Consider the following 26889-nt stretch of genomic DNA (forward strand, 5'->3'; position numbering starts at 1 on the left):
CCGGAGAGGGACGGGTCATGATCAACGAATCGGTGCTGCTGGAGTCCCGCACTCTGCGCACGAGCGTCCTGGGACGGACAGAGGTGCTGGACAAGGTGAAGGCCCTGTCCCTCCTGCCGGACGGGCTGCATGTCACGACGGCGATGGTGGCGGCGTACTACGAGGTCACCCAAGTCGCCATTCGCGCCCTACTGTTCGACCACCGCGAGGAAATGGAGTCCAACGGCTACCGGGTTCTGACCGGTCCAGAACTGAGTTACTTCAAGCAACTCAGTGACGTTCGGTCACAGACTCGGTCACTCGCCGTATTCCCCCGCCGGGCCGTCCTGAACGTCGGCATGCTCCTCAGGGACAGCGAAGTCGCACGTCAGGTGCGTACGTACCTCCTCGACGCGGAGACCGAGGTCCGCACACGCCCTGTGGACAACCTTGTCCACAGGGACAGTTGGGCCGAGGTCGACGAGCGGATCGACACCCGCATCACCGACGTGCTCGGCAAGACCGTCGTGCCGATGCTGAACGTCCTGATCGAGACGGCCGGCGAACAGCGGCGGGAGTTGATCTCCCTCCGGGAGGACGTCCAGCAGATCCAGATGAAGCTCGTCGAGCACGACCTCCAGCTCAGCCGCCTCCAGCGCGGCCAGGACGTGCGGGCCCTCACCGGGGTCATCGGCACGATCGACGCCATGACCTGGAAGGAGTTCGAACTGCACGTCGCGGAGCTGCTCCGGCGCGACGGGTGCACCGACGTGGAGGTGTACGGCGGGCACGGAGGCGACCGCGGGGTCGACATCACCGCCCGGACCGCCGACGGGCGGACCGTCGCCGTGCAGTGCAAGAACTTCGCGCCGTTCCGGCACGTGCTCAGCGGCGAGATGCAGAAGTTCCTCGGCTCCTCGAAGGTCCTGCACCGGGCCGACGTGGCCCTCTACGTGGCCACCTGCGCCTTCACCCGGGAGTCCCTGGCCATCGCCGCTCAGGGGGGCGTCACGGCCGTCCACAGGGGGCTTCTGGAGGCCTGGAGCGCCGGAGTCCGGCTCCAGGTCCTGCGCTGACTTCGAAGACGGTGCGCCGCCTCAGCGCAGCTCCGTAGGGAGGGTGCGCTTCGAGTCGACCTTTTCCGTGCGGACCAGTTCGCCCCACACGATGTAGCGGTACTTCGAGGTGTAGACGGGTGTGCAGGTCGTCAGGGTGATGTAGCGGCCCGGGGCCGTCTTCCCCGACTCCTTGGGGACCGGGCTGATCGCGTCCACGTTGTACTTCGAGGTCTGGCTCAGCTCGGCGAAGACCTTGTACACGTACCAGGTGTCGCGGGTCTCGAAGACGACCGCGTCGCCGTTCCTCAGCTTGTCGATGTTGTGGAACTTGGCCCCGTGCCCGTCGCGGTGGGCCGCCAGCGCGAAGTTGCCGCCGGCCGGGTCCCACGGCAGCGCCGACTTCACCGGCTCCGTGTAGTACCCGGCGACCCCGTCGTTGAGGACCTCCGAGCCGGTGCCCTTCTTGACCAGCACCTCGCCGTTCTTCATCGCCGGCACGTGCAGGAAGCCGATTCCGCCCTGGACGTCCAGCGCCCCCGGCGCCGCGGCCGCCGTCTGCGAGGGCGCCGCCTTGTCCCACTGCTCGCGCACCGCGTCCCCGCGCGCGGAGGCGTCCCGGTCCGCCAGGACGTTCGTCCACCACAGCGAGTACGCCACGAACAGGCCGAGCACCAGGCCCACCGTGATCAGGAGCTCGCCCAGCAGGCTCAGGAACCCCGCGAGGGCGCTGCGGCGCGGGGGCGGTGCGACACGTGACACTGCGGATCCTCTACGGGCTGGTCAGCTCGGGCGGAGCACCCTGGCTGCGGGGGCGTTCACCGGTCATCCTGCCCCATACGATCATCCGGTAGGTGCTGGTGAACTCCGGGGTGCAGGTGGTCAGCGTGATGTACCGGCCCGGGGAAGTGAAGCCCGATCCGACCGGCACCGGCTTGATGACCGAGACGTTCGACGGCGGGGTCTGCGCCAGCTGCGAGGTCATCTCGTACGTGTAGTACGCGTCCCGCGTCTCCACCACGATCTTGTCCCCGGGCACCAGCCGGTTGATGTAGCGGAACGGTTCTCCGTGCGTGTTCCGGTGGCCCGCCAGCGCGAAGTTGCCCTGGGGATCGGCCGGCATCCCGGTCGTGAGCGGCCCGTCGGAATAGTGACCGACCATGCCCTTGTCGAGCACCTTCGCCTTGCTCGTCCCCTCGGCGACGGGCACCTTCACGTCCAGCTTCGGGATGTACAGGATCGCGAAGCCCTGGCCCGGCTCGAACGCCGCCACGGGCGGCGCGGCCGCCCCGCCCGGATCGCGGTCCCAGTTCTGGAGCAGGGAGCCGGCGGCGTGATCGGCCGTCCGGCCCGCCAGGAAGTTCGTGTACCAGAGCTGGTAGCCGACGAAGAGGAGCATCACCAGGCCCAGCGTGATGAACAGCTCCCCGGCCAGCCTGCTGAGGACCACGACCGGCCCGCCCGAGGCCGGCCGCCTGCGCCGCCGGCCCCTGCCCTGACTCCGGCCCCTGCCCCGGCCCCGCGCACGCGTGCGCTTCTCGGCCTCCTGTGCCGCCCTGCGTCGCGCGGCCCGGCCCTCGGTGGGCGCGGACGGCGCGAGCGCCGTCACGCGACGGCCTTGCCCACCACCGGGGCGAGCCCCACCGAGCGCTGCACCGCACCCGCGTCACCGCAGCGCACCAGCCAGTTCGCGAGCATCCGGTGGCCCCACTCGGTCAGCACGGACTCGGGGTGGAACTGCACGCCCTCGACGTCGTGCTCGCGGTGGCGCAGGCCCATGATGATCCCGTCCTCGGTCCGCGCCGTGACCTCGAGGGTGTCCGGGAGGGTCGGCGGCTCGGCCGCGAGGGAGTGGTAGCGGGTGGCGATGAAGGGCGAGGGCAGTCCCTCGAAGACGCCGAGGCCCTCGTGGACCACCGGCGAGGTCTTGCCGTGCAGCAGTTCCGGGGCCCGGCCGACCACGCCGCCGTAGGCGACGGCCATCGACTGCATGCCGAGGCAGACGCCGAAGACCGGTACGCCCGTGTCCGCGCAGTGGCGGACCATGTCCACGCAGACGCCGGCCTCTTCGGGGGTCCCCGGGCCCGGGGACAGCAGGACGCCGTCGAAGCCGTCCTGGGCGTGGGCGAGCTCGACCTCGTCGTTGCGCAGCACCTCGCACTCGGCGCCGAGCTGGTAGAGGTACTGGACCAGGTTGAAGACAAAGCTGTCGTAGTTGTCGACAACCAGAATGCGCGCGCTCACGGAGTCGCTCCCGATCCCTCGTCCACCGTCACATCGTTGAACGGAAGCAGCGGCTCGGCCCACGGGAAGACGTACTGGAACAGCACGAACACCACCGCGAGCACCAGCACGAGGGAGATCATCACGCGTACCCACGCGTTACCCGGCAGATGCCGCCAGATCCAGCCGTACATGCCGCCTGTGTCCTTTTCGTCCACGATCGTTCAACGCACCGCAGGGGCGGTACGTCCACAGCCTAAAGCCAGCCGCCCGGCGCGGAGGGTCACCTTGGCAAACCCTCGGGCGGACCCTGCGCGAGGATCCGCACACCGGTCAGTTCCGCCCAGACCACGAGCCGGTGGCTGTGCCCCCATTCCGGGTCGCAGGTGGTCAGCGTCAGGTACCGGCCCGGCCCGCCGAAGGGCGAGCGGCTCGGCACCGGATCGACCACGCCGACCTCGGTGGGGAGCGTGCGCAGCGCCTCGGCCCGGACGGTGTACGTGTACCAGCCGGTGGCGTCCTTGAGGATCACGGGGTCGCCGGGCCGCAGCTTGGGGATGTCCTTGAAGGGGTCCCCGTACGTGCGCCGGTGGCCGGCCACCGCGAAGTTCCCGGTGCCGCCGAGCCGGGCCGTGCCGGCGTAGTGGCCCAGGCCCTTCTTCAGCAGTTCGGTGCCCGTGCCCTCCAGGACCGGCTTGTTCCAGTCGGGGCCGAAGCGCGGGACGTACATCTCGGCGAAGGCCCGGCCCGGCGGGTACGTGCCGGGCTCGGGGGCGGCCGACGGCGCCGCCGAGGGGGCGGCCGAGGGGGCGGCCGAGGGGGCGGCCGAGGGGGCGGGCTGCGGGGCGGCCGCGGGCGCCGCGGACCAGCGGTCGCGCATGCGGGCCATCTCCCCGTCCATGGCCTGGTCGGCCTTGACCCCGGTCCACAGCAGGACGTAGGCCACGAAGAGCACGATGAGCGAGCCCGCGGTCAGGCACACCTCGCTGAACGTGCGCACCAGCAGGCGCGGCACGTCGACGGTGCGCTCACGGGGTGGCGGACTCCAGCGGCTTCGCATAGTGGAGGTCCACTGTGCCGGAGTAGCCCGGCAGTGTCAGCGCCTTGTGCTCGTCCACTTTCCAGCCGAGCCCGTACGCGTTCACGTACAGCTGGTAGTTCTGCAGCGCCGGGGAGGCCGCGAGGGCCTTCTTCAGCGCGCCCGGGTCGCCGACGGCCGTCACCTTGTACGGGGGCGAGTACACCCGGCCCTGGAGGATCAGGGTGTTGCCCACGCAGCGCACGGCGCTGGTCGAGATCAGCCGCTGGTCCATCACCTGGATGCCTTCGGCGCCGCCCTGCCAGAGGGCGTTGACCACGGCCTGGAGGTCCTGCTGGTGGATCACCAGGTCGTTGGGCTGCGGCTCGGGCACGTTGGGGATGCGGGCCGTGGCGTTCGGGGGCGCGTCGTTCAGGGTGACCGTCACGGCCTTGCCGCTGAGCTCGTCGGTGCCGGAGGCGGCGCGCAGGGCGGCCAGTCTGGCGTCCTCGGCCTTGGTGCTCCCGTTGTCGCGGTCGGCGAGCGCGTCGACCTCGTCGCGCGCGGTGGCGGTGGTCTTCTCCAGCTCCAGATTGTTCTGGCTGCGCTCGTGGATCAGGTCGGACAGCTTGAGGAGCGAGGCGTCCGTCCGGATGTTCGTACCCTTGGAGGTGTTGAAGCTGGTGACGAAGATCAAGCCGGCGAGAGCGAAAACGGCGGCCGTGAGCAGCCGGACCGGTCTGGCACGGCGACGGGGACCCGCGGAGGAGTCGTCGGAATTGCTCAACGTACCCTTCTCCTTCAACGCCACAGGTCCACTACGCTAACGGACGCCCGGGGCAGGCCAGGTCCCCAGCCCATCGACAGGAGAGCCCCTCGTGCCGAAGTCACGTATCCGCAAGAAGGACGACTACACGCCGCCCCCCACGCGGACGCCGCAGTCGATCAAGCTGACGAACCGCAACTGGGTCGCCCCGGTCATGCTGGCGTTCTTCTTGATCGGTCTGGCATGGATCGTCGTTTTCTATCTGTCCGAGACCCAGCTTCCGGTCGAAGCCCTCGGAAATTGGAACATTGTGGTCGGATTCGGCTTCATTGCGGCAGGATTCGGCGTCTCCACGCAGTGGAAGTAGCCCGGCTCCGCAAGCTCTCCCCATGAGTTATCCACAGCGTCATCCACACCTGAGGAAAAGACAGAAGATCTGTGGATAACTCTGTGGAGAGTTGACGCCGGTGTGATCAGGTGAGTGCGGAAAGCTCGGCGGTCCGGACCACGATCAGGGCTGTGGCCAGCAAGAACACCGCCACACAGGTGCCCCACTGGACCAATGTGCGATTCCGCGCGCCCATGTCCTTTGTGGGCCACAGGAAGCCCGCCGCGACCAGACCACCTGTGATCAGACCACCGATATGGGCCTGCCAGGACACGTTCAGCCCCGGCATGAAGGTCAGCACCAGCATGAGCACCGCCATGGTGATCAGCGGGCGCATTTCGTACCGCATCCGGCGGAACAGCACCACGGTGGCGCCGAGCAGGCCGAAGACGGCTCCGGAGGCACCGAGGGTCGGGACGGTCGGCTCGGTCAGCAGATAGACCGCGACGCTGCCTCCCAGGGCGGACAGCAGATACACCGTGAGATAGCGGGCCCGGCCGAGCTCCTGCTCCAGCGGTCCGCCGATGAACCACAGGCCGAGCATGTTGCTGAAGATGTGCCACCACTCGACGTGCAGGAACGGCGAGGTCAGCAGCCGGTAGTACTCGCCGGTGGAGACGCCGAACTGGTCTCCGTACCGGCCCAGCATCACCAGATCGCTATCGAGGCTGGGTACGGCCGTCACCAAGAGGAACACCGCCACGTTGATCCCGATCAGGATCTTGGTGACCAGGTGCGGATCGGCGGCCACCACCCCGCCCGCGATCGTGCGCGGAGCGTTGGCCGCGGCCCCGTGGCCCGTTCCCGAGCCGCTGCGGACGCACTCGGGGCACTGGAAGCCGACCGAGGCGCTGATCATGCACTCGGGGCAGATGGGCCGCTCACAGCGGGTACAGCTGATCCCGGTCTCGCGGTCCGGGTGCCGGTAGCAGCCCGGAATACGGTCGGTGTCCATCGGTCCCCTCGGTCGGCGGAGAGCGCAGCGGTGAGGACGGCGGAACGCCCGTGCCCGTCCGGTACGTATCGAGGACGGACGGGCGGGGCCGAAAGGTTCCCCGGCGGTCAGCGCTTCTCGATGACGACCGACTGGATGATCACGTCGTCGAGGGGGCGCTCGGTGCGCGGGTTGGTGGGACCTGCGGCGATGGCGTCGACGATCTTCTGGCTGGCCTTGTCGCCGATCTCGCCGAAGATGGTGTGCTTGCGCGTCAGCCAGGCCGTGGGGGCGACGGTGATGAAGAACTGCGAGCCGTTGGTGCCCGGGCCGGCGTTGGCCATCGCGAGCAGGTAGGGCTTGGTGAAGGCCAGGTCGGGGTGGAACTCGTCGGCGAACTGGTAGCCGGGGCCGCCGGTGCCGTTGCCCAGGGGGTCACCGCCCTGGATCATGAACCCGCTGATGACGCGGTGGAAGACGGTGCCGTCGTAGAGCGGGTCCGTGGTCTTCTGGCCGTCCGTGGGCCGCGTCCACTCGCGCTCACCGGTGGCGAGTTCGACGAAGTTGCGTACGGTCTTCGGGGCGAAGTTCGGCAGGAGCTCGATCTCGATGTCCCCGTGGTTGGTCTTCAGGGTGGCGTAGAGCTTCTCGGCCACGGATCTGCCTTCCATAGTCATCACTGTCGGTTTCAGATCCTCCCACGGAGGGCTGCACCGGACGGAAATCGTCCACCCGTATGCCCTGTCGCGCATGCCGGTCGGCACTATGGCAGGCATGATCCGACAAAGGGTGGAAAGGTGAACTGTGTCCGCCACCGAGGAGGAGGATCCCGTGACCCGCAAGGAAAGCGTGCGTCTGGCAGCATCAAGTGCCAGGGATACGGCGCGGCACGCAGCGGAAGTGGTGGCGCCGTACGCGGAATCCGCCAAGCACGCTGCGGTGCATTACGCCAACGAAGCAAATGACCGGATCGCGCCGAAGGTGTCGTACGCGGCCGGCGAGGCTGCCAAACAAGCCCGCCAGACGTACGACTGCCACGTACATCCCCGGATCAAGTCGGCGCGCGCCCATGTGCCGCCGAACGTCGACCGGGCGGCGTCCAATGCCGTGAAGCAGACCCGACTGGCAGCCCGGAGCGCGGTGGACTACACGCAGCCGCGGCTGGAGAGCGCCTTCGCGGCGGCCCAGCCGGTGGCCGAGGAGGCCGCATCCCGGTCGACGGCGGCGCTGGCGGCGCTGCGCGGCCAGGTATCGGCCAAGGAGGTCCAGAAGCTCGTACGGCGCCACGAGCGGCGTGCGCGCTGCGGTCGCCTCTTCAAGGGCGTGGCGATCGCCGGCGTACTGGCCGGCGGCGCCTTCGCCGCGTGGAAGTGGTGGGACCAGCAGTCGAACCCGGACTGGCTCGTCGAGCCGCCGGCCGCGACCGAGCTGTCGGCCAGGGAGGAGGAGGCTCCGGCCCCCTTCGACGAGGAGCTGGCGGCGAAGGAGGCCGACGCGAAGGAGCAGGCGTCCAGCCTGGAGGCGCAGGCGGAGGCCGCTCAGGAGCGGATCGACGCCGAGGACGCCAAGCGCAAGCACCGCTGAGGAACAGCGCACGGGAGTGGGGCCCGGATCCTTTCCAGGATCCGGGCCCCACTCCTTTGTCGGCGGTCCCCGCTAGTTGGGGAGGGTGAGCTTCATTCCCGGGTGGATCATGTCGGGGTTCGAGCCGATGACGCCCTTGTTCATGGCGTAGAGCTCGCGCCAGCGGCCCTCGTTGCCGAGCTCGCGGCGGGCGATCGCGGAGAGCGAGTCGCCCGAGCGGACGGTGTACGTGCGCTGCGGCTTGGGCGCGGGCTTCGGCATCGGAGCGGCGGGCACCGCCTTGTGCGCGGCGGAGGCCGGCGTGGGCGTGTGCGCGGCGGGCTTCGCGGCGGCCGGCGGCGCGGGTGCCGCCTTGGGCGGCATCGGTGCGGCCTTGGGCGGCGCCGCGGCCGCCATGCGTTCGGCGGCGGCCTTGGTCGCCGCTGCCGAGTCGGTGTACTTGGTGCCCGTGTCGGCGGGCATCGCGGACGGCGGCGCCGGGGCGGCCGCGGTCTGCTGTTGCACCTGCTCAGCCGCCTTTTCGGCGGCCTTCTCGGCTTGTTCCTTCTTCTTGTCGGACCTCATGAAGTCGAACAGTCCCATGTGCGTACGCCTCCGGCATGGTGGTTCCCCCCTGGGCTGAGTGCCTTGTCCCACTGTCTGCCAGAAGGCGCCGGACGGCCCTGTGACAGGGCCATCCGGGGGATGCCCCGCTGTTACTGGCGGGCCCTGCGGGCCGGCCTCGGGCTCTCCGACGGGGTCTCCAGATCGCCCTTGACCAGCAGGTTCAGTACGCGCAGCACGGCCTCGCGGTCCGCGTCCGCGAGGGAGGAGAGGGCCTCGGCGTGGACCTGGTCCACGATGCGGCTGCTCTCCTTCGCCAGGGCCGCGCCCTTCTCGGTGACCACGATGACGCGGGCCCGGCGGTCCGTACCGGACTGCTTGCGCTCGGCCAGTCCGGCCTTCTCCAGGGCGTCGACGGTGACGACCATCGTCGTCTTGTCCATGCCCCCGATCTCGGCGAGCTGGATCTGCGTCCGCTCCTCGCCGATCGCGTGCACGAGGACGCAGTGCATCCGTGCGGTGAGCCCGATCCGGTCGAGGGCCGCTGCCATCCGCGTGCGCAGGACGTGGCTGCTGTGGTCGAGGAGGTAGGAGAGGTCCGGCTCGTTCTGTGCGGGTGCCATGGCTGTCATGTCCGCCAGTCTAGCAATTGAGTCCTCAATAGATCGTCTGCAACAGAACTATCTGATACGGTCTTACCAAGTCAGCCCGCCGCTCACCGACTGGGGACACAGATGCCTGCCACCTCCGCTCCCTCCGCTCCTCCCGTTCCGGCTCCGGATCCCGCTTCCTCCGCCCCGGATGCCCCGGATGCCCCGGATGCCCCGGACGCCCCGGCTGCACCGCGCGGGCTGCGCTCCCGCTGGACGGCCCTCGGGGTGCTGTCCACCGGGGTCCTGATGACCGTCCTCGACGGCAGCATCGTCACCGTCGCGATGCCGGCCATCCAGAAGGACCTGGGCTTCAGCCCCGCCGGCCTCAGCTGGGTCGTCAACGCCTACCTGATCGCCTTCGGCAGCCTGCTGCTGCTCGCCGGCCGGCTCGGCGACCTCATCGGCCGCAAGCGGATGTTCCTGGCCGGGACCGGCATCTTCACCGGAGCCTCCCTGCTCGCCGGCTTCGCCGGCTCGCCCGAGGTGCTGATCGCCGCCCGGTTCCTGCAGGGCCTCGGCAGTGCCGTCGCCGCCGCCGTCAGCCTGGGCATCCTGGTCACTCTGTTCACCGAACCGCGCGAGCGGGCCAAGGCCATCGCCGTCTTCTCCTTCACCGGAGCGGCCGGAGCCTCCCTGGGCCAGGTGCTCGGCGGGGTCCTGACCGACGCCCTCGACTGGCACTGGATCTTCTTCATCAACCTGCCCATAGGACTGGCCGCCCTCGCCCTGGCCCTGCCCGCCCTCCCCGCGGACAGCGCCCATGCCCGGCCGGGCCTGCGCGCCGGGGCCGACGTCATCGGCGCCCTCCTGGTCACCGCGGGCCTGATGCTCGGCATCTTCACCGTCGTCGAGGTGGAGCGCTACGGCTGGGTCTCCGTGCACACCCTCGGCCTGGGCACGCTCTCGATCGCCCTGCTCGCCGCCTTCACCGCCCGCCAGGCCCGCACCCGCACCCCGCTCGTACCGCTGCGCATCTTCCGCTCGCGGACCGTGGTCGGGGCGAACCTGGTCCAGATGCTGATGGTGGCCGCCCTGTTCTCCTTCCAGGTCCTGGTCGCTCTGTACCTGCAGAACGTGCTCGGCTACGGAGCCGCCGAGACCGGCCTGGCGATGCTCCCGGCGGCCGTGGTCATCGGCGGGGTCTCCCTCTTCGCCTCGGCCCCGCTCAACGCCCGCTTCGGCGAGCGGGCCGTCCTGCTCGCCGGACTCGGACTGCTCGTCGCCGCCCTGGGCCTGCTGACCCGGCTCCCGGTCCGCGCCGACTACGTCACCGACCTGCTCCCCGTGATGCTGCTCGCCGCCGGCTTCGGCCTGGCCCTGCCCGCCCTCACCGCGCTCGGGATGTCCGGCGCCGACGAGCAGGACGCGGGCCTCGCCTCGGGCCTGTTCAACACCACCCAGCAGATCGGCATGGCCCTCGGCGTCGCCGTCCTGTCCACCCTGGCGGCCGCCCGCACCGACTCCCTGCTCGGCACGGGCCTCGACCGGGCGGCGGCCCTGACCTCCGGCTACCACCTGGCCTTCGGGATCGGCGCCGGGCTGATGCTCACGGCGCTCGTGGTGGCGGCGACCGTGCTGCGGACCGGCCGGCGCCGGTGAAACCCTGCCGATGTTTCACGTGAAACATCGGCAGGGACGACCGTGGGCCGCTCCGCACAGGAGCGGCCCGGCCGCGGTGTTTCCGGCCTGTTCGCTGTTACTCACCCAGGACAGGAATCCCACGTTCCGGCCGATCAAGATCCGTAGATTTCTCATCAGCAGCCCCGCAGACCTGACCGGACGAAACCCCGACAGAGACACCGCGGCATGCGACTCTCCGCCCCCTTTCCCGACCTTGTTCCAAGGAGTCGTTATGCGTACCGCCCTCCGCACCTCGATCGTCACCGCCGCCCTCGCCGGAGCCCTCCTGGCCCCCGCGGCGACGGCGATCGCCGCGCCCGCCCAGGCCGCGAGCTCGGTGTCGGCGGTGTCGGCGGTCGCCGCGGCGTCGGCGGACCCCTCCGGCAACGACCGCTACGACGGCGAGATCGTCGACCTGGGCAAGGGCAAGATCGCGGTGCTGCGCAACAAGTCCGAGGGCCCCGAGGTCTGGATCCGCGCCGGCCTCCCCGGCCACGGCTGGGCCGGCCGCGTGCTGGCGATGCTCGACCTCACCCACCCCCTCGCGGTGCTCGACGGCGTCCAGTACAAGCTCACGAACAACGGCGAAGGCTTCGACATCCGCGTGCTCGGCGAGGGTGCCTCGACCTTCCAGCTGATGCCGAAGGCCGAGCGGGCCGCCAAGCCCTCCACCAAGCCGAGCACCAAGCCGGCCGCCAAGCCCGTCGCCAAGCCTTCGGCCAAGCCCGCCGCGGCCACCGCCGCCAAGCCGGCCGCAACCCCCGCCACCGACGCCAAGCCGCAGACCGTCGTCGTCCCCCAGGGCTCCGTCGCCGCCGGCGCCGAGCTCACCACCCGGGACGACAACACCACCGCGGCCGTCGCCGCCGGACTCGTCGCGCTCCTCGCCGGCCTCGGCACCGCCCTGATGCTCCGCGCCCGCAAGACCCGCGCCCGCGCCTGATCCCGCACCGGGACCGCCGTGGAACGACCGGCCCGCACACCCCCGGGCCCGCACACCCCCGGCCCTCAGACCCCTGACCCGAGCTCTGAGACCCCGAGAGCCCCCTCGACACCGCGTTCGCGCGGGCCCGAGGGGGCTCTTCCCATGGCGCCGGAACCCGGCCCGGGACACGTCCGGGACCGGTCATGGCCGGGCGCGGAAGGCCGGAATCCATTGTCCGGAAGTCCGCCGCAGGGAAATCTCCTCTCTTGTGAACCGCGCCAAGGTTGGAGAGACCATGCAGTCCCCGTCCCCGCTCATACGTTCCTTCTCGCAGCTCGACACCCTGGACCCGGACCGTCCCGTCGTCACCCTGTTCAGCGGCGGCCTCGACAGCTCGTACCTGCTGCTGCGGCTGCGCCGCATGGGCGTCCGCGACGTGCACGCCGTCAGCGTCGACATCGGCGAGGACGAGTCGAGCCAGTACAAGCGACAGGTGGCGCAGGCGCTCGGCGCGACCATCCACATCCTCGACCGGCGCGAGGAGTTCGCCGGCCAGTACGTCGCCCCCGCGATCGCCGCCCAGGCCGTCTACCTCGGCATCCACCCGGTCAGCTCCACCCTGAGCCGCCCGCTCATCGCCCGCAGCGCGGTCGACCTGGCACGCGCCCTCGGCGCCCAGACCGTCCTGCACACCGCGAACCGCTCGCAGAACACCCTGCGCCGGCTCAACGGCGCGCTGACCCTGCTCGGCTGGGAGGGCAGCTTCGGCAGCCCGTACGACCTCGACCCGGTCACCCGGGAGGAGAAGCTCGTCGAGCTGCGGTCCGCGGGGATCGACCTGCTCGCCGGCCGGATCGTCAGCGGTGACTCCAACCTGTGGTGCCGCGAGTTCGAGTCCGGGATCCTCGACGACCCGGAACGCCACGCGGTCCCGGAGGACATGTACACCTGGAGCCGGCCCACCGCGCTGCCCGGCGACTGCGAGACCCTGACCGTCACCATCGAGCGCGGACTCCCGGTCGCCGTCGACGGGGTGCCGATGCCGCTCACCGACCTGATCGACCAGCTCAACCACCGGGTGGGCGCCTACGGTCTCGGCCGCTACTCCGGCCTGGAGCACCTCGACCACGGCGAAAAGGTGCTGGAGATCCGCGAGATGCCCGGCGCCTACCTGCTGCTGAGCAGCTACCGCCATGTCGAGAGCGCCTGCCTGGACGCCGAACTCATCCGGGAGAAGCGCCACCTGGAGCAGGTCTGGGTGCGCGAGGCGCTGGAGGGCCGCTGGTTCGGCGACCTGCGGCTCACCGTCCAGGCCTTCATGGACACCTGCGCCGCCCGCACCACCGGCTCGGTGACCTGGCGGCTGCGGACCGGCGGGGCCGACACCAGGGCCATCAACGCCGTCAAGCCGCTGTACCTGCGGGACCGCGAGGCCTGGGAGGAGCGGGCGATCGAAGCCGAGTCCGCGCCGTTCGCCCGCGCCGGCTCCCTGCTCACGGCCGTCTGAGCCCCATCTCCCGTACGGGGCTTTCCCGTACCGCCTGTTCTTCCCGTTCTCCCTCTTCTTCCTCGTTCCCACGGAGCACTTCCATGACCACCGCCGCTTCCACCACGCATCCCGTCGCCCTCGACGCCACCGCCGCCCTCGCCGGATCCGGCGGGCACCTGATGCCCTCGCGGGCCCTCTCCGACCTCGTCGACGCGGACGGCTCCGACTGGGCCCGGTTCGCCGCCCACTGGGACGAGCTGACGCTCGACACGCACATGGCCGACGGCGGTACGTACCGCTTCCGCCGCTACGGCCAGTTCGAACTCGACGCGGACTCAGGCGAGCTGAGCCTGCTCCCCCACGAGCCCTACCGCCAGGAAACGGACGTCAACCCCCTCAACGGCGGTGTGGAGCGCGCCTTCGACCCGCTGACCGGCGCGTTCGTGGGCGACCAGCTCCTGCGCTCGGTCCTGGTCGAACTGGGACAGATCTTCACGGCGGTCGACGGCACGAAGACCTGGAACATCAAGCTCCACCCGTACCGGATCATCGCCTCCACCGACCAGGAGGGGCAGCCGGCCCCCGAGGGCCGCCACCGTGACGGGGTCACCTTCATCACCTCGCTGATGATCGGCCGGACCAACGTCACCGGCGGCGAGAGCGGGGTCTACACCGATGCCGGCGAGCACCTGCTCACCACCACGCTGACCGAGCCCGGGGACCTCCTGCTCGGCGACGACCGCCGGACCCTGCACTCGGTGACCGGGCTGCGGCCCGTCGACCCGCAGGCCGCGGCCCACCGCGACGTCCTGGTGATCGCCTACACCGCCCGCTGAGCCCGAGCACCGCGGCCCGTCCGGCCGGTCCGGCCAGCCCGCGATCCGCCCCTCCCCCACACCCGTAGGAGTCGTACCGATGACCGCCACCCCCACCCGCGCGGCCCGCCGCGCCTGGCTGACCGATCTGCCCGTCCTGCTGGTCGCCGTGGTGTGGGGATCGAGCTACCTGGCCGCCAAGGGCGTCACCACCACCCAGACCGTGCTGGCGGTGCTGGTGCTGCGGTTCGCGGTGGCCCTGCCCGTGCTCGTCGTCGCCGGGTGGCGCAGGCTCCGCGCCCTGCGCCCGGCGCAGGTGCGCGGCGCGGGCGTCCTCGGGGTGATCCTCGCCGGGATCTTCCTGCTGGAGACCTACGGGGTGGTGCACACCTCGGCGACCAACGCCGGACTCATCATCAGCCTGACGATGATCTTCACCCCGATCGCGGAGAGCCGGATCCGCGGGACCGCGCTGCCGCGCCCGTTCATGGCCGCGGCCGGGCTCTCGGTGACGGGCGTGCTGCTGCTCACCCAGGGGGCCGGCTTCACCGCGCCCTCCCTCGGCGACCTGCTGATGCTGGGAGCCGCCCTGGCCCGTACCGTCCACGTCCTCGCGATGTCGCGGATGAAGTCGGTGCGGGGCGCGGACTCGATGTCGCTGACCACGCTCCAACTCGGCGGCGCGGTCGCGGTTTTCGCCCTGCTGTCCTGCGCGCCGGGCACCGGCGCCGCCCCGTGGGCGGCCGCCGCCGCCTTCGACGTCTCCGACTGGCTCTGGCTGGTCTACCTGTCCGTGTTCTGCACGCTGTTCGCCTTCTTCACCCAGATGTGGGCCGTCCGCCGGACCTCGCCCTCGCGGGTGAGCCTCCTGCTGGGCACCGAGCCCGTGTGGGCCGCCGTGTTCGGCATCGTCCTGGCCGGGGACCGGCCCGGGCTGCCCGGCCTGGCGGGCGCACTGCTGGTCCTCGCGGGCACCGCCTGGGGCCGTACGGCGGCTGCCGGCCCGGCCGCCCCGGACCCGGACCCGGGCACGGTAACGGGCACCGCGGCCGGGCAGGCCGCCGCCTCAGTCGTCGAGCCAGCCGAGCCGGACCGCGCAGACACCGGCCTGGAACCGGCTGGCCGCGCCTAGCCGTTCGGTCAGCTCGGAGACGAGACGGCGGACCGTGCGCTCGGAGACCCCGAGCTTGCGGGCCATCGTCTCGTCCGTCAGTCCGCCCTCCAGCATCCGCAGCAGCTCGCGGTGGCGGCCGGTGGGCTGCCAGCCGCCCGTGCCCTCCGGGAGCGCCGCGTCCGCCGCCGTGCTCGCCTCGCTCAGCACGGCGGCGGCCTCCCAGCAGTGCTCGAAGATCCCGCGGAGGACACCGACCAGCGTCGCTCCGCGCAGGACGACGGCGGCGATGTCCCCGTCCACCGGTTCGGGGGCGGGGACGATGGCCAGGGAACGGTCCACCACGATCAGCCGCAGCGGCAGGGTGTGCGAGGTGCGCACCTGGGCCCCGGCGGCGTTCAGCCTGCGCAGGTAGGTGCTCATGTGCGGCACGGCCGCCGCCGAACCGAGGTGGATGGTGCGGATCTGCACCCCGCGGCCGAGCGCCAGCCGGTCCCGCTCCAGGCCCGCTTCGATCATCTCCGCGGGCAGTGCCCGCCCCGGGTGCAGGGAGAGCACCTCGCGCTCGACCCGCTGCGAGGCGTCCTCCAGGGCCGCCGAGACGTTGGCGGCGCCGGTGACCACTTCCATCTGTACGGAGGACAGTTCCCGGGCGTGCACCGGCTGGAAGTCCGTGACGACCTGGGCGAGCGCGGCCCGGGTCTGCTGCACCGCCGAGAGCAGGGCCCCGGTGTGCCGCTCCTCTTCCAGCAGCAGGTTGCGCAGCGCCGTGTCCGGGGCCAGCGCCGTCCAGCCGTTGAGCGTCTCGGGCGAGGGGACGAACAGTCCGAGCCGGTTGAGCAGGCGCAGCGAATCCGCGAACTCCGGGTCCGTCCAGCCCCGTTCGACGGTGACGAGCTCCGGCCGCCAGGACGCGTCGTCCAGTGCGATCCGGTACAGCTCCTGAGCCTTGGCCCGTACGTCGTCCACACCGCCCCCTCGGCTTGCGAACCGTCCCCCGCGCTTCGCACCCGCGATCCTAGGAAGGGGTCCGCACTACGGCCAGCGAGGTCCGCCATACGGACATTCATGGAGGTCGGAGCGGCTGCCGGTGCGCCCGCCGTGTCCGCCCCTGGCCATGGCCGGTCCCGGAACTTCGCATCCGTAGCCACCGTCGAAGGCCCCGCAGCATGCTGGTTCCACACCACATCACACGTCTTCCGGGGGTTCTCCATGTCTCGTGTCCGCACCGCTCTGCTCGCCGTGATCGCCGCCGCCTTCGTCCTCGGCGGAGCCCCCGCGGCCCTCGCCGCGCAGCAGCCGGCGGCCGCCTCGACCGACTCCTTCATCTGGGGCTGACCATGACGAGGCGACCGGAAGTCGCGGTCGTCGCCCCGCTGACCGGCCCCCGGGCCGCCTGGGGGGCGGCGCTGCTCGGAGGGATCGAACGGGCGAAGGCCGAGCACCCCGCGGCGGCCGACTGGCGCGTGCACGACGAGACCGCGGGGGTCGTGGACGAGGTCGTGGCAGGGGACTACGCGGCGGTGGTCGGCCACAGCGACCCGGCCCGCGGCACGGCCGCGGCAGCGGCTTACGGGGCGGCTGGGCTGACCTGCCTGCTGCCCTTCCTGCCGCCCGGGGCCACCGCGCTCAGCTGGGCCCCCGACGAAGGCTCGCTGCCGCGCCTGATCGTCGAGGGAGCGGCCGCACTGGGGGCGGCCTCTCTCTCGACCCTGCACGACGGCAGCGCGCAGTGGGCGGACCTGGCCCGCCGGATCCGCGCGGAAGCCGCCGCGGCCGGCCTGGCCGCAGCCCCGGCCGCGGGCGCCGCCGCGCAGGACGTCCTCGCCGTACTGGCCCCCCAGGAGCTCTGCCTGCGCCTCGCCCGCGCGGTGGCGCCCAGGGGTCCGGTGCTGATCCCCGCCGACTGCGGGCTCGGCACCTTCGGCTCGCTCGGCCCGTACGCGGCGGGGCTCGAAGTCTGGGCCGTGCACGCGCACTCGTGCGCGGCGGGCCGGGCCGACAGCGCGGTCTCGGCGCTCGCCCGGACCCTTGCCGCCTCCCCCGAACTGCGCGGCCCGGCACTGACCGAAGCGGTACGGGCGAATTCGGGCGTCCTGCTGACCCCGCGGGGCGCACCCCTCGGCGAGGGCTGGCGCATCTCGCGGCTCCACGAACTGTGCCGCCGTCCCGGCCCCCGCTGACCCCGGCCGGCCCCGCCCACCCTCGTAAAAACTGCACAAAAAAACCCTGCCTGATCAGCGTTTCCGCTGGTCAGGCAGGGTTTTGTGGCTGTGGAGCCTAGGAGATTCGAACTCCTGACATCTGCCTTGCAAAGGCAGCGCTCTACCAACTGAGCTAAGGCCCCGAATGCGGGCACGGCCGTCCTCCGGGCGGGAGTGACCGTTCCGTAGGACAGAGTACCGGGTGTACCCCCTCATCCCGCAAAATGATAGGGACTCCCGCCCCGCGACCACGCTCCGTAAGATGCTCGCGAGGTTCGCACCAGCGAAGGGGAGTAGTAAGAGTGGACGCAGTACAGCAAGAGGCGACCGCCAGAGCCAGGGAACTCCAGCGGAGTTGGTACGGGGAGCCGCTCGGCGCGCTCTTCCGCCGGCTCATAGATGACCTCGGTTTGAACCAGGCCCGCCTCGCTGCCGTCCTCGGGCTGTCGGCTCCGATGCTGTCCCAGCTGATGAGCGGTCAGCGGGCCAAGATCGGAAACCCCGCCGTGGTCCAGCGGGTTCAGGCTCTCCAGGACCTCGCCGGCCAGGTGGCCGACGGGAGCGTCAGCGCGGGAGAGGCCACCGACCGCATGGACGAGATCAAGAAGACCCAGGGAGGTTCCGTCCTCAGCAACAGCACCAGCCAGGCCGCCACCGGTTCCGGCGCACCCACCGTCAAGCGCGTCGTGCGCGAGATCCAGTCGCTGCTGCGGTCGGTCTCCGCGGCGGGCGACATCATCGACGCGGCGGACACCCTCGCCCCCACCCACCCGGAACTGGCAGAGTTCCTCCGGGTGTACGGAGCGGGCCGCACCTCCGACGCCGTCGCCCACTACGAGGCGCACCAGAACTGACACGCGACGCACGCGGCTGACGACGGGGGACGGGCGCAGCAATGGGTGAGATCTTCGCCGGCCGGTACGAACTGATCGACCCGATCGGGCGTGGCGGCGCCGGCGCCGTATGGCGTGCCTGGGACCACCGGCGCCGCCGGTACGTCGCAGCGAAGGTCCTCCTGCAGAGCGATGCCCACACCCTGCTGCGGTTCGTCCGCGAGCAGGCGCTGCGGATCGATCACCCGCACGTACTGGCCCCGGCCAGCTGGGCGGCGGACGACGACAAGGTCCTCTTCACCATGGACCTCGTCGCCGGCGGTTCCCTCGCCCATGTGATCGGGGACTACGGGGCCCTGCCGCCCCGGTTCGTGTGCACGCTGCTCGACCAGCTCCTGTCGGGGCTGGCGGCGGTGCATGCGGAGGGCGTCGTGCACCGCGACATCAAACCGGCCAACATCCTGATGGAGGCCACTGGAACCGGGCGGCCGCACCTGCGGCTGTCCGACTTCGGCATCGCCATGCGCAAGGGCGAGCCCCGGCTGACCGAGACCGCCTTCGTGGTCGGTACGCCGGGCTATCTGGCGCCCGAACAACTCCTCGGCTCCGAGCCGGACTTCACCGCCGACCTGTTCGCCGTCGGACTGGTCGGCCTCTACCTCCTCCAGGGCGCCAAGCCCGACTCCCAGGCCCTCGTGGAGCAGTTCTTCACCCACGGCACCCCCGATGCCCCCGAGGGCGTTCCCGCGCCGCTGTGGGACGTCCTGGCGGCGCTGCTCCAGCCGGACCCCCGGAGCAGGTTCCAGACGGCCACCGGGGCGCGCAGGGCCCTCGCCGAGGCCGTGGAACTGCTGCCGCCGCCCGGCCCGGACGCGGATCCGGTCGAGGTGTTCGACCAACTGGGCCCGGTGCCGCCCGGTTTCACGCCCAGGACCCTCCAGGAACCCGCGTACGAGACCCCGCCGACGGCCTCGCCGGCCGTACCCGCGCAGCCCGCACCCGTCACCGCTCCCGTCGCTGCTCCCCTCACCGCACCCGTCGCCGCTCCCCTCGGCGTGTTCGGCCCCTCCGAGACGGGCAGCTTCCACCTCCCGCCGCCCCTGCTCGCCGCCGCCCCGGCGCCGCAGACCGCGCGGACGGTGCCGACGGCCCCGCATCCGCATCCCCACCCGTACGGGCAGCAGCAGCCGCAGCCGGTCCCCCCGGCCGCTGCCCGTACGACCGTTCTCGCGCCCCCGCCCGCGAAGGTCACCGCCGGGATCCTGCTCGCCGCGGCGCTGTGCTTCGCCGTCGGGATCTGGGCGCTGACCCAGCTCTAGATGACGCAGCTCTAGAAGACGCAGCTCCAGAAGACCCGGCCCCGGACGCAGCGCGCTACGCGGTGCGCCGCCGGGCCAGCAGAATCCAGCCGCCCAGCACGAGCAGCAGCAGCGTGCCCGTACCGAAGCCGGCGCCCGCGACGACCCGCATCACCGACCGGTTCGCGGCGGCGGCGCCGGCCTCCACGACCGTGGTGCCCTCCCTGGCCGCCGTACGGTCCTCGGAGCCGACCCCGAAGCCGCCGGCCGCGAGGTCCTCCGCGTAGGCCGGTGCCTTGCCCGGCGTCCCGATGATCTGCGTGCGCAGGGTCAGCGGGACGGGCACCGCCTCCTTGGTGAACTCCCCGACCTTCCCGGCCATGGTGACCGCGACGTAGTACCAGCCGGCCACCCGGACCGCCCCGGCCTTCCGGTCGGAGGCGAAGCGGTTCTCGTAGGCCACCGGCGGCGTCCGCGGCAGGGTGAGCCCCGTCTGCTTCCCGTCGTAGGAGGCGTCCTCGGTCTCGATCAGGGACCTGTACGGGCTGTAGAGGGCGACGGAGAGCCCGGGCGAGGCGTACCCGGAGTCCTTCGTCATCGTGCCGGCGGACAGCTCGGCCGCGAGCCCGAGCTGCTGCCCCCAGTCGAGGGGCACCCGGTAGAACCGGGTCTGCCCGGGCCGCAGCTCGTCGCTCCAGACGCCGGTGCCCAGGGCCCGTGCGTCGTTGAAGCCGGTCCCGCCGGCCCGGGCGGCCGCGTCGGTTCCGGGCAGGGTCGGGGAGGCCGAGGGCCAGACGCTGGGGGCGGTGGTGGGCGCGTTGCTGCCGCCGAGCTTCGGCTCGCGCTGGACCCGCAGCTCCAGGGGCCAGGCCGCCGGGTCCCCGCCCTTGGCCGTCTCGCGCGTGACCTTGACGTAGTAGGTGCCGCCCTGCTGGCAGCCGGCGTCCTCCTGCATGATCCGGCCGCCCACGGCGCTGATGGGGACGGGGTCGTAGCCGAAGGACACCCGCCCCGGACCGCTCTGGCAGGAGCGGTTCTCGATGCTGAGGACGTCCACCTCCAGGCCGTCGCTGTAACTCACCTTGGCGCCGCCCGGGGGCTGGAGCACCGCGGAGACGTACACGCTCGAACGGTCGTCGAGGTTGAGCCGGTAGTACCGCTCCCCCGGGGCGATCGAGTCCTTGTAGACCGATCCGTCCTTCAACTGCGGTGCACCGGCCGTGGAGGGCTTCCCCGCCACCGCCACCGCACCGTCCGCGCCCCGGTAGGACGGCACCGGCTGGGGGGTCCCCGCCGCTCCCGCCGCGCCCGCCGCTCCCGGCAGGGCCGCGACCAGCCCGAGGGCGGCCAGCGCCGCCGCGGCCGTCCGTACCCGACGTACCCCACCCATCACGCGCACCCACCCCGAGTTTGCCAACGCAAGCACGTTCTTTGCATAGTGCAACAATTCGTCACAGAGCAGCACAAAGCCCCGACCGCAGCGGCAGTCGGGGCTCTGGGATCAACCTCGGGTCTCACACACCGGAACCAGAAGGCACGGAGTCGGTTGCCTCCGTCCACAGGTCCTGCTCTGCGCGGTCCGCCTGGATCTGGCGGTACACGAGGAGCCCGCCGATGGCGGCCAGTGCGACCAGGAGCAGCTTCTTCACCGCGCGACCTCGTCTTTCGTTGACGTAGGGGACTTCTGGCGCCCAACAATACACACCGACCGATACCGATCGGTGACCTACCGGCCCATCGACCGGACCACCAACTGGCCCAACGACAAAGACCCCCAGGCCATGGGCCTGAGGGTCTTCGACACTGTGGGGCTAACAGGATTTGAACCTGTGGCCTCATCCTTATCAGGGATGCGCTCTAACCAACTGAGCTATAGCCCCATCCGCGCTGCGCGCTGACTTCTGAAGGTTAGCGCACAGACCCGGTGACTCCAAAATCGGTTCCCGTGACCCGTCTGCGCAGGTCACCAGCCCCGTTTCCGGAAGCTCTACTCGTCCTCGGCGAGCGTCAGCTCCACACCGCCGACGAACCCCGCCGACAGGTTGTAGATGAACGCGCCGAGGGTCGCCAGCGCCGTCATGAGCACCACGTCGATGACCGAGATCACCGTCGTGAAGATCAGAACGCGCGGCAGCGACAGGAAGGTCTGGAGGTCGAAGCCGTTGCTCTCGTTCGAGCCGGTCGCCTCACTGATCGTGCCGCCGACGCTGGAGAAGATGCCCATGGCGTCCATGACCATCCACAGCACCACCGACGCGACGATCGTGCACACGCCCAGCGCGATCGACAGCAGGAAGCTGACCTTCATCACCGACCACGGGTCGGCCTTCGCCACCCTGAGCCGCGCCTTGCGCGTCCTGGGTGCCGTACGGGCTCCCGTGCGCGGCTTGCGCTGCGCTCCGGTGTCGCCCGCCCCGCGCGGCGCCCCGGGGCCCTGGGGCACCGAGTACGCCTGCGGCGGGTGGTAGGGCTGCTGAGGGCCGGCCCCCGCCTGAGTCTGATGCGCCTGAGGCGACTGAGGCGGCTGCGGTCCTCGGGTGTCCGTCACGGTTCCCCCCTGGGAGTCCGCGGCGGGGCCACGGGCACCGTTCGCTCCAGTGTTGGCCGGTCCGGCGCCCGTGGCTCCGCTCACGCTTACTCCTCGTGCTCCCCAGCCGAGGGCTCCGTGCCCTCGGCGGCCTCCGCTGCCTGTCCTTCGACGGCCGCGTCGGTCCCGATCTCGATCTCGATGTCGTCGGCCTCGTCAGTTTCCTGACCGGCCTCCGCGTTGCGGGCGATGCCGACGACGGCATCGCGCTTGCCCAGGTTGATCAGCTGGACGCCCATGGTGTCACGGCCGGTCTCCCGTACTTCGTTGACGCGCGTACGAATCACACCACCGCTGAGCGTGATGGCGAGGATTTCGTCCGTTTCGTCCACCACGAGCGCCCCGACGAGCGACCCGCGGTCCTCGACGATCTTCGCCGCCTTGATGCCCAGTCCACCACGGCCCTGGACGCGGTACTCGTCCACCGGCGTCCGCTTGGCGTAGCCGCCGTCGGTCGCGGTGAAGACGAACGTACCGGGCCGGACCACGCTCATGGACAGCAGTTCGTCCCCTCCGCGGAAACTCATGCCCTTCACGCCCGAGGTGGCGCGGCCCATCGGGCGCAGCGCGTCGTCGGTCGCCGTGAAGCGGATCGACTGCGCCTTCCTGCTGATGAGCAGCAGGTCGTCCTCGGCGGACACCAGCTCGGCGCCGATCAGCTCGTCGTCGCTGCCGTCCTCGGTCTCCCGCAGGTTGATGGCGATGACGCCACCCGAACGGGGCGAGTCGTAGTCCTTGAGCGCCGTCTTCTTCACCAGGCCGCCCTTGGTGGCCAGGATCAGGTACGGGGCGATCTCGTAGTCGCGGATCGCGAGGATCTGCGCGATCTTCTCGTCCGGCTGGAAGGCCAGCAGGTTCGCCACGTGCTGCCCGCGGGCGTCACGGCCGGCGTCCGGGAGCTCGTACGCCTTGGAACGGTAGACCCGGCCCTTGTTCGTGAAGAACAGCAGCCAGTGGTGCGTGGTGGACACGAAGAAGTGGTCGACGAGGTCGTCCTGCTTCAGCTTCGTGCCGCGCACGCCCTTGCCGCCGCGCTTCTGCGAGCGGTAGTCCTCGGTCTTGGTGCGCTTGACGTACCCGCCGTGGGTGATCGTGACGACGATGTCCTCTTCGGCGATCAGGTCCTCCATGGACATGTCGCCGTCGAAGGGCACCAGCTTGGAGCGCCGGTCGTCGCCGAACTTCTCGACGATCGCGGCCAGTTCCTCGCTGACGATCTGACGCTGGCGCTCCTCGGAGGCCAGGATCGCGTTGTACTCGTTGATCTTGGCCTGGAGTTCGTCGTGCTCGGCGACGATCTTCTGCCGCTCCAGGGCCGCCAGGCGGCGGAGCTGCATCTCCAGGATCGCGTTCGCCTGGATCTCGTCGATCGACAGCAGGCCCATCAGGCCCTCGCGGGCGATCTCGACCGTGTTGCTGCGCCGGATCAGCGCGATGACCTCGTCGATCGCGTCCAGCGCCTTGAGCAGACCGCGCAGGATGTGGGCGCGCTCCTCCGCCTTGCGCAGGCGGAACTTCGTGCGCCGGACGATGACCTCGATCTGGTGCGTCACCCAGTGGCGGATGAAGGCGTCGATCGACAGCGTGCGCGGCACGCCGTCCACCAGCGCCAGCATGTTGGCGCCGAAGTTCGTCTGCAGGTCGGTGTGCTTGTACAGGTTGTTCAGCACGACCTTGGCGACGGCGTCGCGCTTGAGGACGATCACCAGGCGCTGGCCGGTCCGGGACGAGGTCTCGTCGCGGACGTCGGCGATGCCGCCGACCTTTCCGTCCTTCACCAGGTCGGCGATCTTCTGCGCCAGGTTGTCGGGGTTGGTCTGGTACGGGAGCTCCGTGACCACCAGGCACTGGCGGTTCTGGATCTCCTCGACCTCGACCACCGCGCGCATCGTGATGGAGCCGCGACCGGTCCGGTACGCCTCCTCGATGCCCTTGCGGCCCACGACCAGGGCGCCCGACGGGAAGTCCGGTCCCTTGATCCGCTCGATGAGCGCGTCCTGGAGCTCCTCGTGCGAGGCCTCCGGGTGCTCCAGCGCCCACTGGGCACCGGCCGCGACCTCGCGCAGGTTGTGCGGCGGGATGTTGGTGGCCATGCCGACCGCGATGCCGGCGGAGCCGTTGATCAGCAGGTTCGGGAAGCGCGCCGGCAGGACCGTCGGCTCCTGGTTGCGGCCGTCGTAGTTGTCCGTGAAGTCGACGGTCTCCTCGTCGATGTCCCGGAGCATCTCCATGGCCAGCGGCATGAGCTTGCACTCGGTGTACCGCATCGCGGCCGCCGGGTCGTTGCCCGGGGAGCCGAAGTTGCCGTTGGAGTCCACCAGCGGCATGCGCAGCGACCACGGCTGGGCCAGGCGGACCAGGGCGTCGTAGATCGAGGAGTCACCGTGCGGGTGGTACGTGCCCATGACGTCGCCGACGACGCGGGCGCACTTGTAGAAGCCCTTCTCGGGCCGGTAGCCGCCGTCGTACATCGCGTACAGCACACGGCGGTGGACCGGCTTGAGGCCGTCCCGTACGTCGGGCAGGGCGCGGGAGACGATGACGGACATCGCGTAGTCGAGGTAGGAGCGCTGCATCTCCGTCTCGAGCCCGACGGGCTCGATGCGCATCACGGGCTGCTCCTCCGCGGATTCCGCGGCGGTGGGCGTGGTTTCGTCGGCCATTGCTGGTCAAAGGTCCTTTCAGGCGGTCAGCTGAGCCGACTCAGATGTCGAGGAAGCGAACGTCCTTGGCGTTGCGCTGGATGAAGGAGCGCCGGGCTTCGACGTCCTCACCCATCAGCACCGAGAACAGGTCGTCGGCCTGCGCGGCGTCGTCCAGGGTGACCTGGCCGAGCACGCGGTGGTCCACGTCCATCGTGGTGATGCGCAGTTCCTCGGCGTTCATCTCGCCCAGACCCTTGAAGCGCTGGATCGAGTCTTCCTTGATCCGCTTGCCGTTCTGCTTGCCGAGCTCCACCAGGGCGTCGCGCTCGCGGTCCGAGTACGCGTACTCGAAGTCGTCGCGGCCCCACTTGATCTTGTAGAGCGGCGGACGCGACAGGTACACGTGACCGGCCTCGACCAGCGGCCGCATGAAGCGGAACAGGAAGGTCAGCAGCAGGGTGTTGATGTGCTGGCCGTCGACGTCGGCGTCCGCCATCAGGATGATCTTGTGATAGCGGAGCTTCTCGATGTCGAAGTCCTCGTGCACACCCGTACCGAAGGCGCTGATCAGCGCCTGGACCTCGGTGTTCTGGAGGATCTTGTCGATACGGGCCTTCTCGACGTTCAGGATCTTGCCGCGGATCGGCAGGATGGCCTGGTACATCGGGTTGCGGCCGGACTTCGCGGAGCCGCCGGCCGAGTCGCCCTCGACGATGAAGATCTCGCACTTGGTCGGGTCGTTCGACTGGCAGTCCGACAGCTTGCCCGGCAGCGAGGCCGACTCCAGCAGACCCTTGCGGCGCGTCAGGTCACGGGCCTTGCGGGCCGCGACGCGCGCCGTGGCCGCCTGGATCGACTTGCGGATGATGTCCGCGGCCTCGTTCGGGTTCCGGTCGAACCAGTCGTTGAGGTGCTCGTGCACGACCTTCTGCACGAAGGTCTTCGCCTCCGTGTTGCCCAGCTTGGTCTTCGTCTGGCCCTCGAACTGGGGCTCGCCCAGCTTCACCGAGATGATCGCCGTCAGACCCTCGCGGATGTCCTCGCCGGCGAGGTTGTCGTCCTTCTCGCGGAGGAACTTCTTCTCCCGCGCGTAGCGGTTGACCAGGCCGGTCATCGCCGCGCGGAAGCCCTCCTCGTGGGTACCGCCCTCGTGCGTGTGGATCGTGTTCGCGAAGGAGTAGACCCCCTCGGTGTACTGCGAGTTCCACTGCATCGCGATCTCGACCGAGAGCATGCGCTCCTTGTCCTCGGCCTCGACGTCGATGACCGTCGGGTGGATCAGCTCGCCCTTGCGCGCGTTCAGGTACTTCACGAAGTCGACGATGCCGCCCTCGTAGTGGTACTTGACCGTGCGCGCCTGCTGGTCGTCGGTCTCCTCGGCGGTGTCCGCGCCCATCGTGGCCTTCGCCGACTCGCGCTCGTCCGTCAGCGAGAGGGTCAGGCCCTTGTTGAGGAAGGCCATCTCCTGGAAGCGGCGCGACAGCGTCTCGAAGGAGTACTCGGTGGTCTCGAAGATGTCGCCGTCGGCCCAGAAGGTGACCGAGGTGCCCGTCTCGGACGTCTCCTCGTTCTTCAGCAGGGCCGCGGTCGGGACACCGAGCTTGTAGTCCTGGGTCCAGCGGAAGCCGTCGGTCTTGACCTCGACCGCGACCTTGGTCGACAGGGCGTTCACGACCGAGACGCCGACGCCGTGCAGACCGCCGGAGACGGCGTAACCGCCGCCGCCGAACTTGCCGCCCGCGTGCAGGACCGTCAGGACGACCTCGACGGCCGGCTTCCCCTCGGACGGCACGATGCCGACCGGGATGCCGCGGCCGTTGTCGATCACGCGCACGCCGCCGTCGGCGAGGATCGTCACGTCGATGGTGTCCGCGTGGCCGGCCAGGGCCTCGTCGACCGAGTTGTCGACGACCTCGTACACGAGGTGGTGGAGCCCGCGCTCACCGGTCGAGCCGATGTACATGCCGGGCCGCTTGCGGACCGCGTCCAGACCCTCGAGGACCTGGATGGCACTGGCGTCGTACGAGGACGTGACCTCGCCGTTCTGGCCGACTGTGGACTGGTTGTCGTTGGGGTTGCCGGAATCGGCCACGAAGCGCCCTTTCTGGCACAGCACAGGCCGTACTCCGGGCCGGCATGCATGCAAGCGGGAGCGGCTGCGTCGATCTGCGTTGTCAGCGGTGGTCAGCTTTACTCGACTGGATCCCGCGCATGCGCGG

At 70.5% G+C, this 26889-nt stretch carries 27 protein-coding genes, 2 tRNA genes and 1 pseudogene; 12 read left to right on the forward strand and 18 right to left on the reverse strand.

Annotation, left to right across the window (positions count from 1 at the left end):
* Positions 1-17 precede the first annotated feature (17 nt).
* Positions 18-1055 (forward strand): restriction endonuclease, encoded by a 1038-nt coding sequence (locus ACIA8F_RS00665; protein WP_399375986.1) that lies wholly within the window; start codon positions 18-20, stop codon positions 1053-1055.
* A gap of 21 nt (positions 1056-1076) precedes the next feature.
* Here the strand turns inward: ACIA8F_RS00665 and ACIA8F_RS00670 are convergent, their stop codons facing one another.
* From ACIA8F_RS00670 to ACIA8F_RS00695, 6 genes and pseudogenes are all read right to left on the reverse strand, one after another.
* On the reverse strand, positions 1077-1796 hold the full coding sequence (locus tag ACIA8F_RS00670) for a class E sortase (RefSeq protein ID WP_399375987.1): 720 nt from the start codon (positions 1794-1796) through the stop codon (positions 1077-1079).
* A gap of 10 nt (positions 1797-1806) precedes the next feature.
* Positions 1807-2484: pseudogene (locus ACIA8F_RS00675) on the reverse strand (class E sortase); the annotation flags it as partial.
* A 155-nt stretch (positions 2485-2639) separates the two neighbouring features.
* Positions 2640-3278, reverse strand: a complete 639-nt coding sequence (locus ACIA8F_RS00680; protein WP_399375989.1) for an aminodeoxychorismate/anthranilate synthase component II — start codon at positions 3276-3278, stop codon at positions 2640-2642.
* Positions 3275-3475: a hypothetical protein gene (locus ACIA8F_RS00685; protein WP_254382427.1), complete on the reverse strand. Its 201-nt coding sequence runs from the start codon at positions 3473-3475 to the stop codon at positions 3275-3277. The genes ACIA8F_RS00680 and ACIA8F_RS00685 overlap by 4 nt, the downstream gene beginning before the upstream one ends.
* Positions 3476-3540: 65 nt before the next feature.
* Positions 3541-4317 (reverse strand): class E sortase, encoded by a 777-nt coding sequence (locus ACIA8F_RS00690; protein WP_399375990.1) that lies wholly within the window; start codon positions 4315-4317, stop codon positions 3541-3543.
* The gene (locus ACIA8F_RS00695) at positions 4286-5062 is read right to left on the reverse strand and encodes a DUF881 domain-containing protein (protein ID WP_399375991.1); all 777 of its coding nucleotides are present in this window, start codon (positions 5060-5062) and stop codon (positions 4286-4288) included. The genes ACIA8F_RS00690 and ACIA8F_RS00695 overlap by 32 nt, the downstream gene beginning before the upstream one ends.
* 91 nt (positions 5063-5153) lie before the next feature.
* On the opposite strand from ACIA8F_RS00695, the gene crgA reads away from it, so the two are divergent.
* Positions 5154-5408 (forward strand): cell division protein CrgA, encoded by a 255-nt coding sequence (gene crgA / locus ACIA8F_RS00700; RefSeq protein WP_399375992.1) that lies wholly within the window; start codon positions 5154-5156, stop codon positions 5406-5408.
* A gap of 106 nt (positions 5409-5514) precedes the next feature.
* Here the strand turns inward: crgA and ACIA8F_RS00705 are convergent, their stop codons facing one another.
* A complete protein-coding gene (locus ACIA8F_RS00705; protein ID WP_399375993.1) occupies positions 5515-6384 on the reverse strand; it encodes a rhomboid family intramembrane serine protease in 870 nt (289 codons plus the stop codon).
* A gap of 107 nt (positions 6385-6491) precedes the next feature.
* A complete protein-coding gene (locus ACIA8F_RS00710) occupies positions 6492-7019 on the reverse strand; it encodes a peptidylprolyl isomerase (protein WP_327305724.1) in 528 nt (175 codons plus the stop codon).
* A gap of 175 nt (positions 7020-7194) precedes the next feature.
* On the opposite strand from ACIA8F_RS00710, the gene ACIA8F_RS00715 reads away from it, so the two are divergent.
* Positions 7195-7947: a DUF5324 family protein gene (locus ACIA8F_RS00715; RefSeq protein ID WP_399375995.1), complete on the forward strand. Its 753-nt coding sequence runs from the start codon at positions 7195-7197 to the stop codon at positions 7945-7947.
* A gap of 72 nt (positions 7948-8019) precedes the next feature.
* On the opposite strand, the gene ACIA8F_RS00720 is transcribed toward ACIA8F_RS00715, so the two are convergent.
* Together ACIA8F_RS00720 and ACIA8F_RS00725 are read right to left on the reverse strand one after the other, a co-directional pair.
* Complete coding sequence (locus ACIA8F_RS00720) at positions 8020-8529, reverse strand: LysM peptidoglycan-binding domain-containing protein (RefSeq protein ID WP_399375996.1); 510 nt, start codon at positions 8527-8529, stop codon at positions 8020-8022.
* A 113-nt stretch (positions 8530-8642) separates the two neighbouring features.
* Complete coding sequence (locus ACIA8F_RS00725) at positions 8643-9122, reverse strand: MarR family winged helix-turn-helix transcriptional regulator (protein WP_399375997.1); 480 nt, start codon at positions 9120-9122, stop codon at positions 8643-8645.
* Positions 9123-9224: 102 nt separating this feature from the next.
* On the opposite strand from ACIA8F_RS00725, the gene ACIA8F_RS00730 reads away from it, so the two are divergent.
* The 5 genes from ACIA8F_RS00730 to ACIA8F_RS00750 all read left to right on the forward strand — a co-directional run bounded on the left by ACIA8F_RS00730 (position 9225) and on the right by ACIA8F_RS00750 (position 15124).
* Complete coding sequence (locus tag ACIA8F_RS00730) at positions 9225-10742, forward strand: MFS transporter (RefSeq protein WP_399375999.1); 1518 nt, start codon at positions 9225-9227, stop codon at positions 10740-10742.
* A gap of 253 nt (positions 10743-10995) precedes the next feature.
* On the forward strand, positions 10996-11706 hold the full coding sequence (locus ACIA8F_RS00735) for a hypothetical protein (protein ID WP_399376000.1): 711 nt from the start codon (positions 10996-10998) through the stop codon (positions 11704-11706).
* A gap of 277 nt (positions 11707-11983) precedes the next feature.
* Positions 11984-13195: an argininosuccinate synthase-related protein gene (locus ACIA8F_RS00740; protein WP_399376001.1), complete on the forward strand. Its 1212-nt coding sequence runs from the start codon at positions 11984-11986 to the stop codon at positions 13193-13195.
* Between the two features lie 83 nt (positions 13196-13278).
* A complete protein-coding gene (locus ACIA8F_RS00745; RefSeq protein ID WP_399376003.1) occupies positions 13279-14013 on the forward strand; it encodes a 2OG-Fe dioxygenase family protein in 735 nt (244 codons plus the stop codon).
* A 79-nt stretch (positions 14014-14092) separates the two neighbouring features.
* On the forward strand, positions 14093-15124 hold the full coding sequence (locus tag ACIA8F_RS00750; protein ID WP_399376004.1) for a DMT family transporter: 1032 nt from the start codon (positions 14093-14095) through the stop codon (positions 15122-15124).
* Here the strand turns inward: ACIA8F_RS00750 and ACIA8F_RS00755 are convergent.
* On the reverse strand, positions 15059-16072 hold the full coding sequence (locus ACIA8F_RS00755; RefSeq protein ID WP_399376005.1) for a LuxR C-terminal-related transcriptional regulator: 1014 nt from the start codon (positions 16070-16072) through the stop codon (positions 15059-15061). The genes ACIA8F_RS00750 and ACIA8F_RS00755 overlap by 66 nt on opposite strands.
* Positions 16073-16315: 243 nt before the next feature.
* On the opposite strand from ACIA8F_RS00755, the gene ACIA8F_RS00760 reads away from it, so the two are divergent.
* Positions 16316-16441, forward strand: a complete 126-nt coding sequence (locus ACIA8F_RS00760; protein ID WP_399376007.1) for a hypothetical protein — start codon at positions 16316-16318, stop codon at positions 16439-16441.
* A 2-nt stretch (positions 16442-16443) separates the two neighbouring features.
* Positions 16444-17286: a hypothetical protein gene (locus ACIA8F_RS00765; protein WP_399376008.1), complete on the forward strand. Its 843-nt coding sequence runs from the start codon at positions 16444-16446 to the stop codon at positions 17284-17286.
* A gap of 91 nt (positions 17287-17377) precedes the next feature.
* Here ACIA8F_RS00765 and ACIA8F_RS00770 read toward each other — a convergent pair.
* Positions 17378-17450: transfer RNA gene (locus ACIA8F_RS00770), tRNA-Ala, on the reverse strand.
* Positions 17451-17609: 159 nt separating this feature from the next.
* On the opposite strand from ACIA8F_RS00770, the gene ACIA8F_RS00775 reads away from it, so the two are divergent.
* Together ACIA8F_RS00775 and ACIA8F_RS00780 are read left to right on the forward strand one after the other, a co-directional pair.
* Positions 17610-18161 carry a DNA-binding protein gene (locus tag ACIA8F_RS00775; protein WP_243331094.1) on the forward strand — a complete coding sequence of 184 codons (552 nt, stop codon included), beginning with the start codon at positions 17610-17612 and terminating at the stop codon, positions 18159-18161.
* Positions 18162-18202: 41 nt separating this feature from the next.
* Positions 18203-19459 carry a protein kinase gene (locus tag ACIA8F_RS00780; protein ID WP_399376011.1) on the forward strand — a complete coding sequence of 419 codons (1257 nt, stop codon included), beginning with the start codon at positions 18203-18205 and terminating at the stop codon, positions 19457-19459.
* A gap of 55 nt (positions 19460-19514) precedes the next feature.
* On the opposite strand, the gene ACIA8F_RS00785 is transcribed toward ACIA8F_RS00780, so the two are convergent.
* The 6 genes from ACIA8F_RS00785 to gyrB form a co-directional block, all read right to left on the reverse strand.
* Complete coding sequence (locus ACIA8F_RS00785) at positions 19515-20828, reverse strand: hypothetical protein (RefSeq protein ID WP_399376012.1); 1314 nt, start codon at positions 20826-20828, stop codon at positions 19515-19517.
* A 124-nt stretch (positions 20829-20952) separates the two neighbouring features.
* The gene (locus ACIA8F_RS00790; RefSeq protein ID WP_208809277.1) at positions 20953-21087 is read right to left on the reverse strand and encodes a DLW-39 family protein; all 135 of its coding nucleotides are present in this window, start codon (positions 21085-21087) and stop codon (positions 20953-20955) included.
* Positions 21088-21244: 157 nt separating this feature from the next.
* A tRNA-Ile gene (locus tag ACIA8F_RS00795) sits at positions 21245-21318 on the reverse strand.
* A 107-nt stretch (positions 21319-21425) separates the two neighbouring features.
* Entirely contained in the window at positions 21426-21986 is a 561-nt protein-coding gene (locus ACIA8F_RS00800) for a DUF3566 domain-containing protein (protein ID WP_399376013.1), read from the reverse strand.
* A gap of 86 nt (positions 21987-22072) precedes the next feature.
* A complete protein-coding gene (gyrA, locus tag ACIA8F_RS00805) occupies positions 22073-24688 on the reverse strand; it encodes a DNA gyrase subunit A (protein WP_399376014.1) in 2616 nt (871 codons plus the stop codon).
* Between the two features lie 40 nt (positions 24689-24728).
* A complete protein-coding gene (gyrB, locus tag ACIA8F_RS00810) occupies positions 24729-26786 on the reverse strand; it encodes a DNA topoisomerase (ATP-hydrolyzing) subunit B (protein ID WP_399376015.1) in 2058 nt (685 codons plus the stop codon).
* Positions 26787-26889: the final 103 nt, after the last annotated feature.

Origin of the sequence: Streptomyces sp. NPDC051563 (assembly GCF_044454225.1) — a bacterium.
Taxonomy (GTDB): domain Bacteria; phylum Actinomycetota; class Actinomycetes; order Streptomycetales; family Streptomycetaceae; genus Streptomyces.

Coding starts and splice junctions, on each gene's coding strand:
- ACIA8F_RS00665 (WP_399375986.1), top strand. CDS start 18: ATGATCAACGAATCGGTGCTGCTGGAGTCCCGCACTCTGCGCACGAGC.
- ACIA8F_RS00690 (WP_399375990.1), bottom strand. CDS start 4,317: ATGCGAAGCCGCTGGAGTCCGCCACCCCGTGAGCGCACCGTCGACGTG.
- ACIA8F_RS00705 (WP_399375993.1), bottom strand. CDS start 6,384: ATGGACACCGACCGTATTCCGGGCTGCTACCGGCACCCGGACCGCGAG.
- ACIA8F_RS00720 (WP_399375996.1), bottom strand. CDS start 8,529: ATGGGACTGTTCGACTTCATGAGGTCCGACAAGAAGAAGGAACAAGCC.
- ACIA8F_RS00725 (WP_399375997.1), bottom strand. CDS start 9,122: ATGACAGCCATGGCACCCGCACAGAACGAGCCGGACCTCTCCTACCTC.
- ACIA8F_RS00730 (WP_399375999.1), top strand. CDS start 9,225: ATGCCTGCCACCTCCGCTCCCTCCGCTCCTCCCGTTCCGGCTCCGGAT.
- ACIA8F_RS00735 (WP_399376000.1), top strand. CDS start 10,996: ATGCGTACCGCCCTCCGCACCTCGATCGTCACCGCCGCCCTCGCCGGA.
- ACIA8F_RS00740 (WP_399376001.1), top strand. CDS start 11,984: ATGCAGTCCCCGTCCCCGCTCATACGTTCCTTCTCGCAGCTCGACACC.
- ACIA8F_RS00745 (WP_399376003.1), top strand. CDS start 13,279: ATGACCACCGCCGCTTCCACCACGCATCCCGTCGCCCTCGACGCCACC.
- ACIA8F_RS00750 (WP_399376004.1), top strand. CDS start 14,093: ATGACCGCCACCCCCACCCGCGCGGCCCGCCGCGCCTGGCTGACCGAT.
- ACIA8F_RS00760 (WP_399376007.1), top strand. CDS start 16,316: ATGTCTCGTGTCCGCACCGCTCTGCTCGCCGTGATCGCCGCCGCCTTC.
- ACIA8F_RS00765 (WP_399376008.1), top strand. CDS start 16,444: ATGACGAGGCGACCGGAAGTCGCGGTCGTCGCCCCGCTGACCGGCCCC.
- ACIA8F_RS00780 (WP_399376011.1), top strand. CDS start 18,203: ATGGGTGAGATCTTCGCCGGCCGGTACGAACTGATCGACCCGATCGGG.
- ACIA8F_RS00785 (WP_399376012.1), bottom strand. CDS start 20,828: ATGGGTGGGGTACGTCGGGTACGGACGGCCGCGGCGGCGCTGGCCGCC.
- gyrA (WP_399376014.1), bottom strand. CDS start 24,688: ATGGCCGACGAAACCACGCCCACCGCCGCGGAATCCGCGGAGGAGCAG.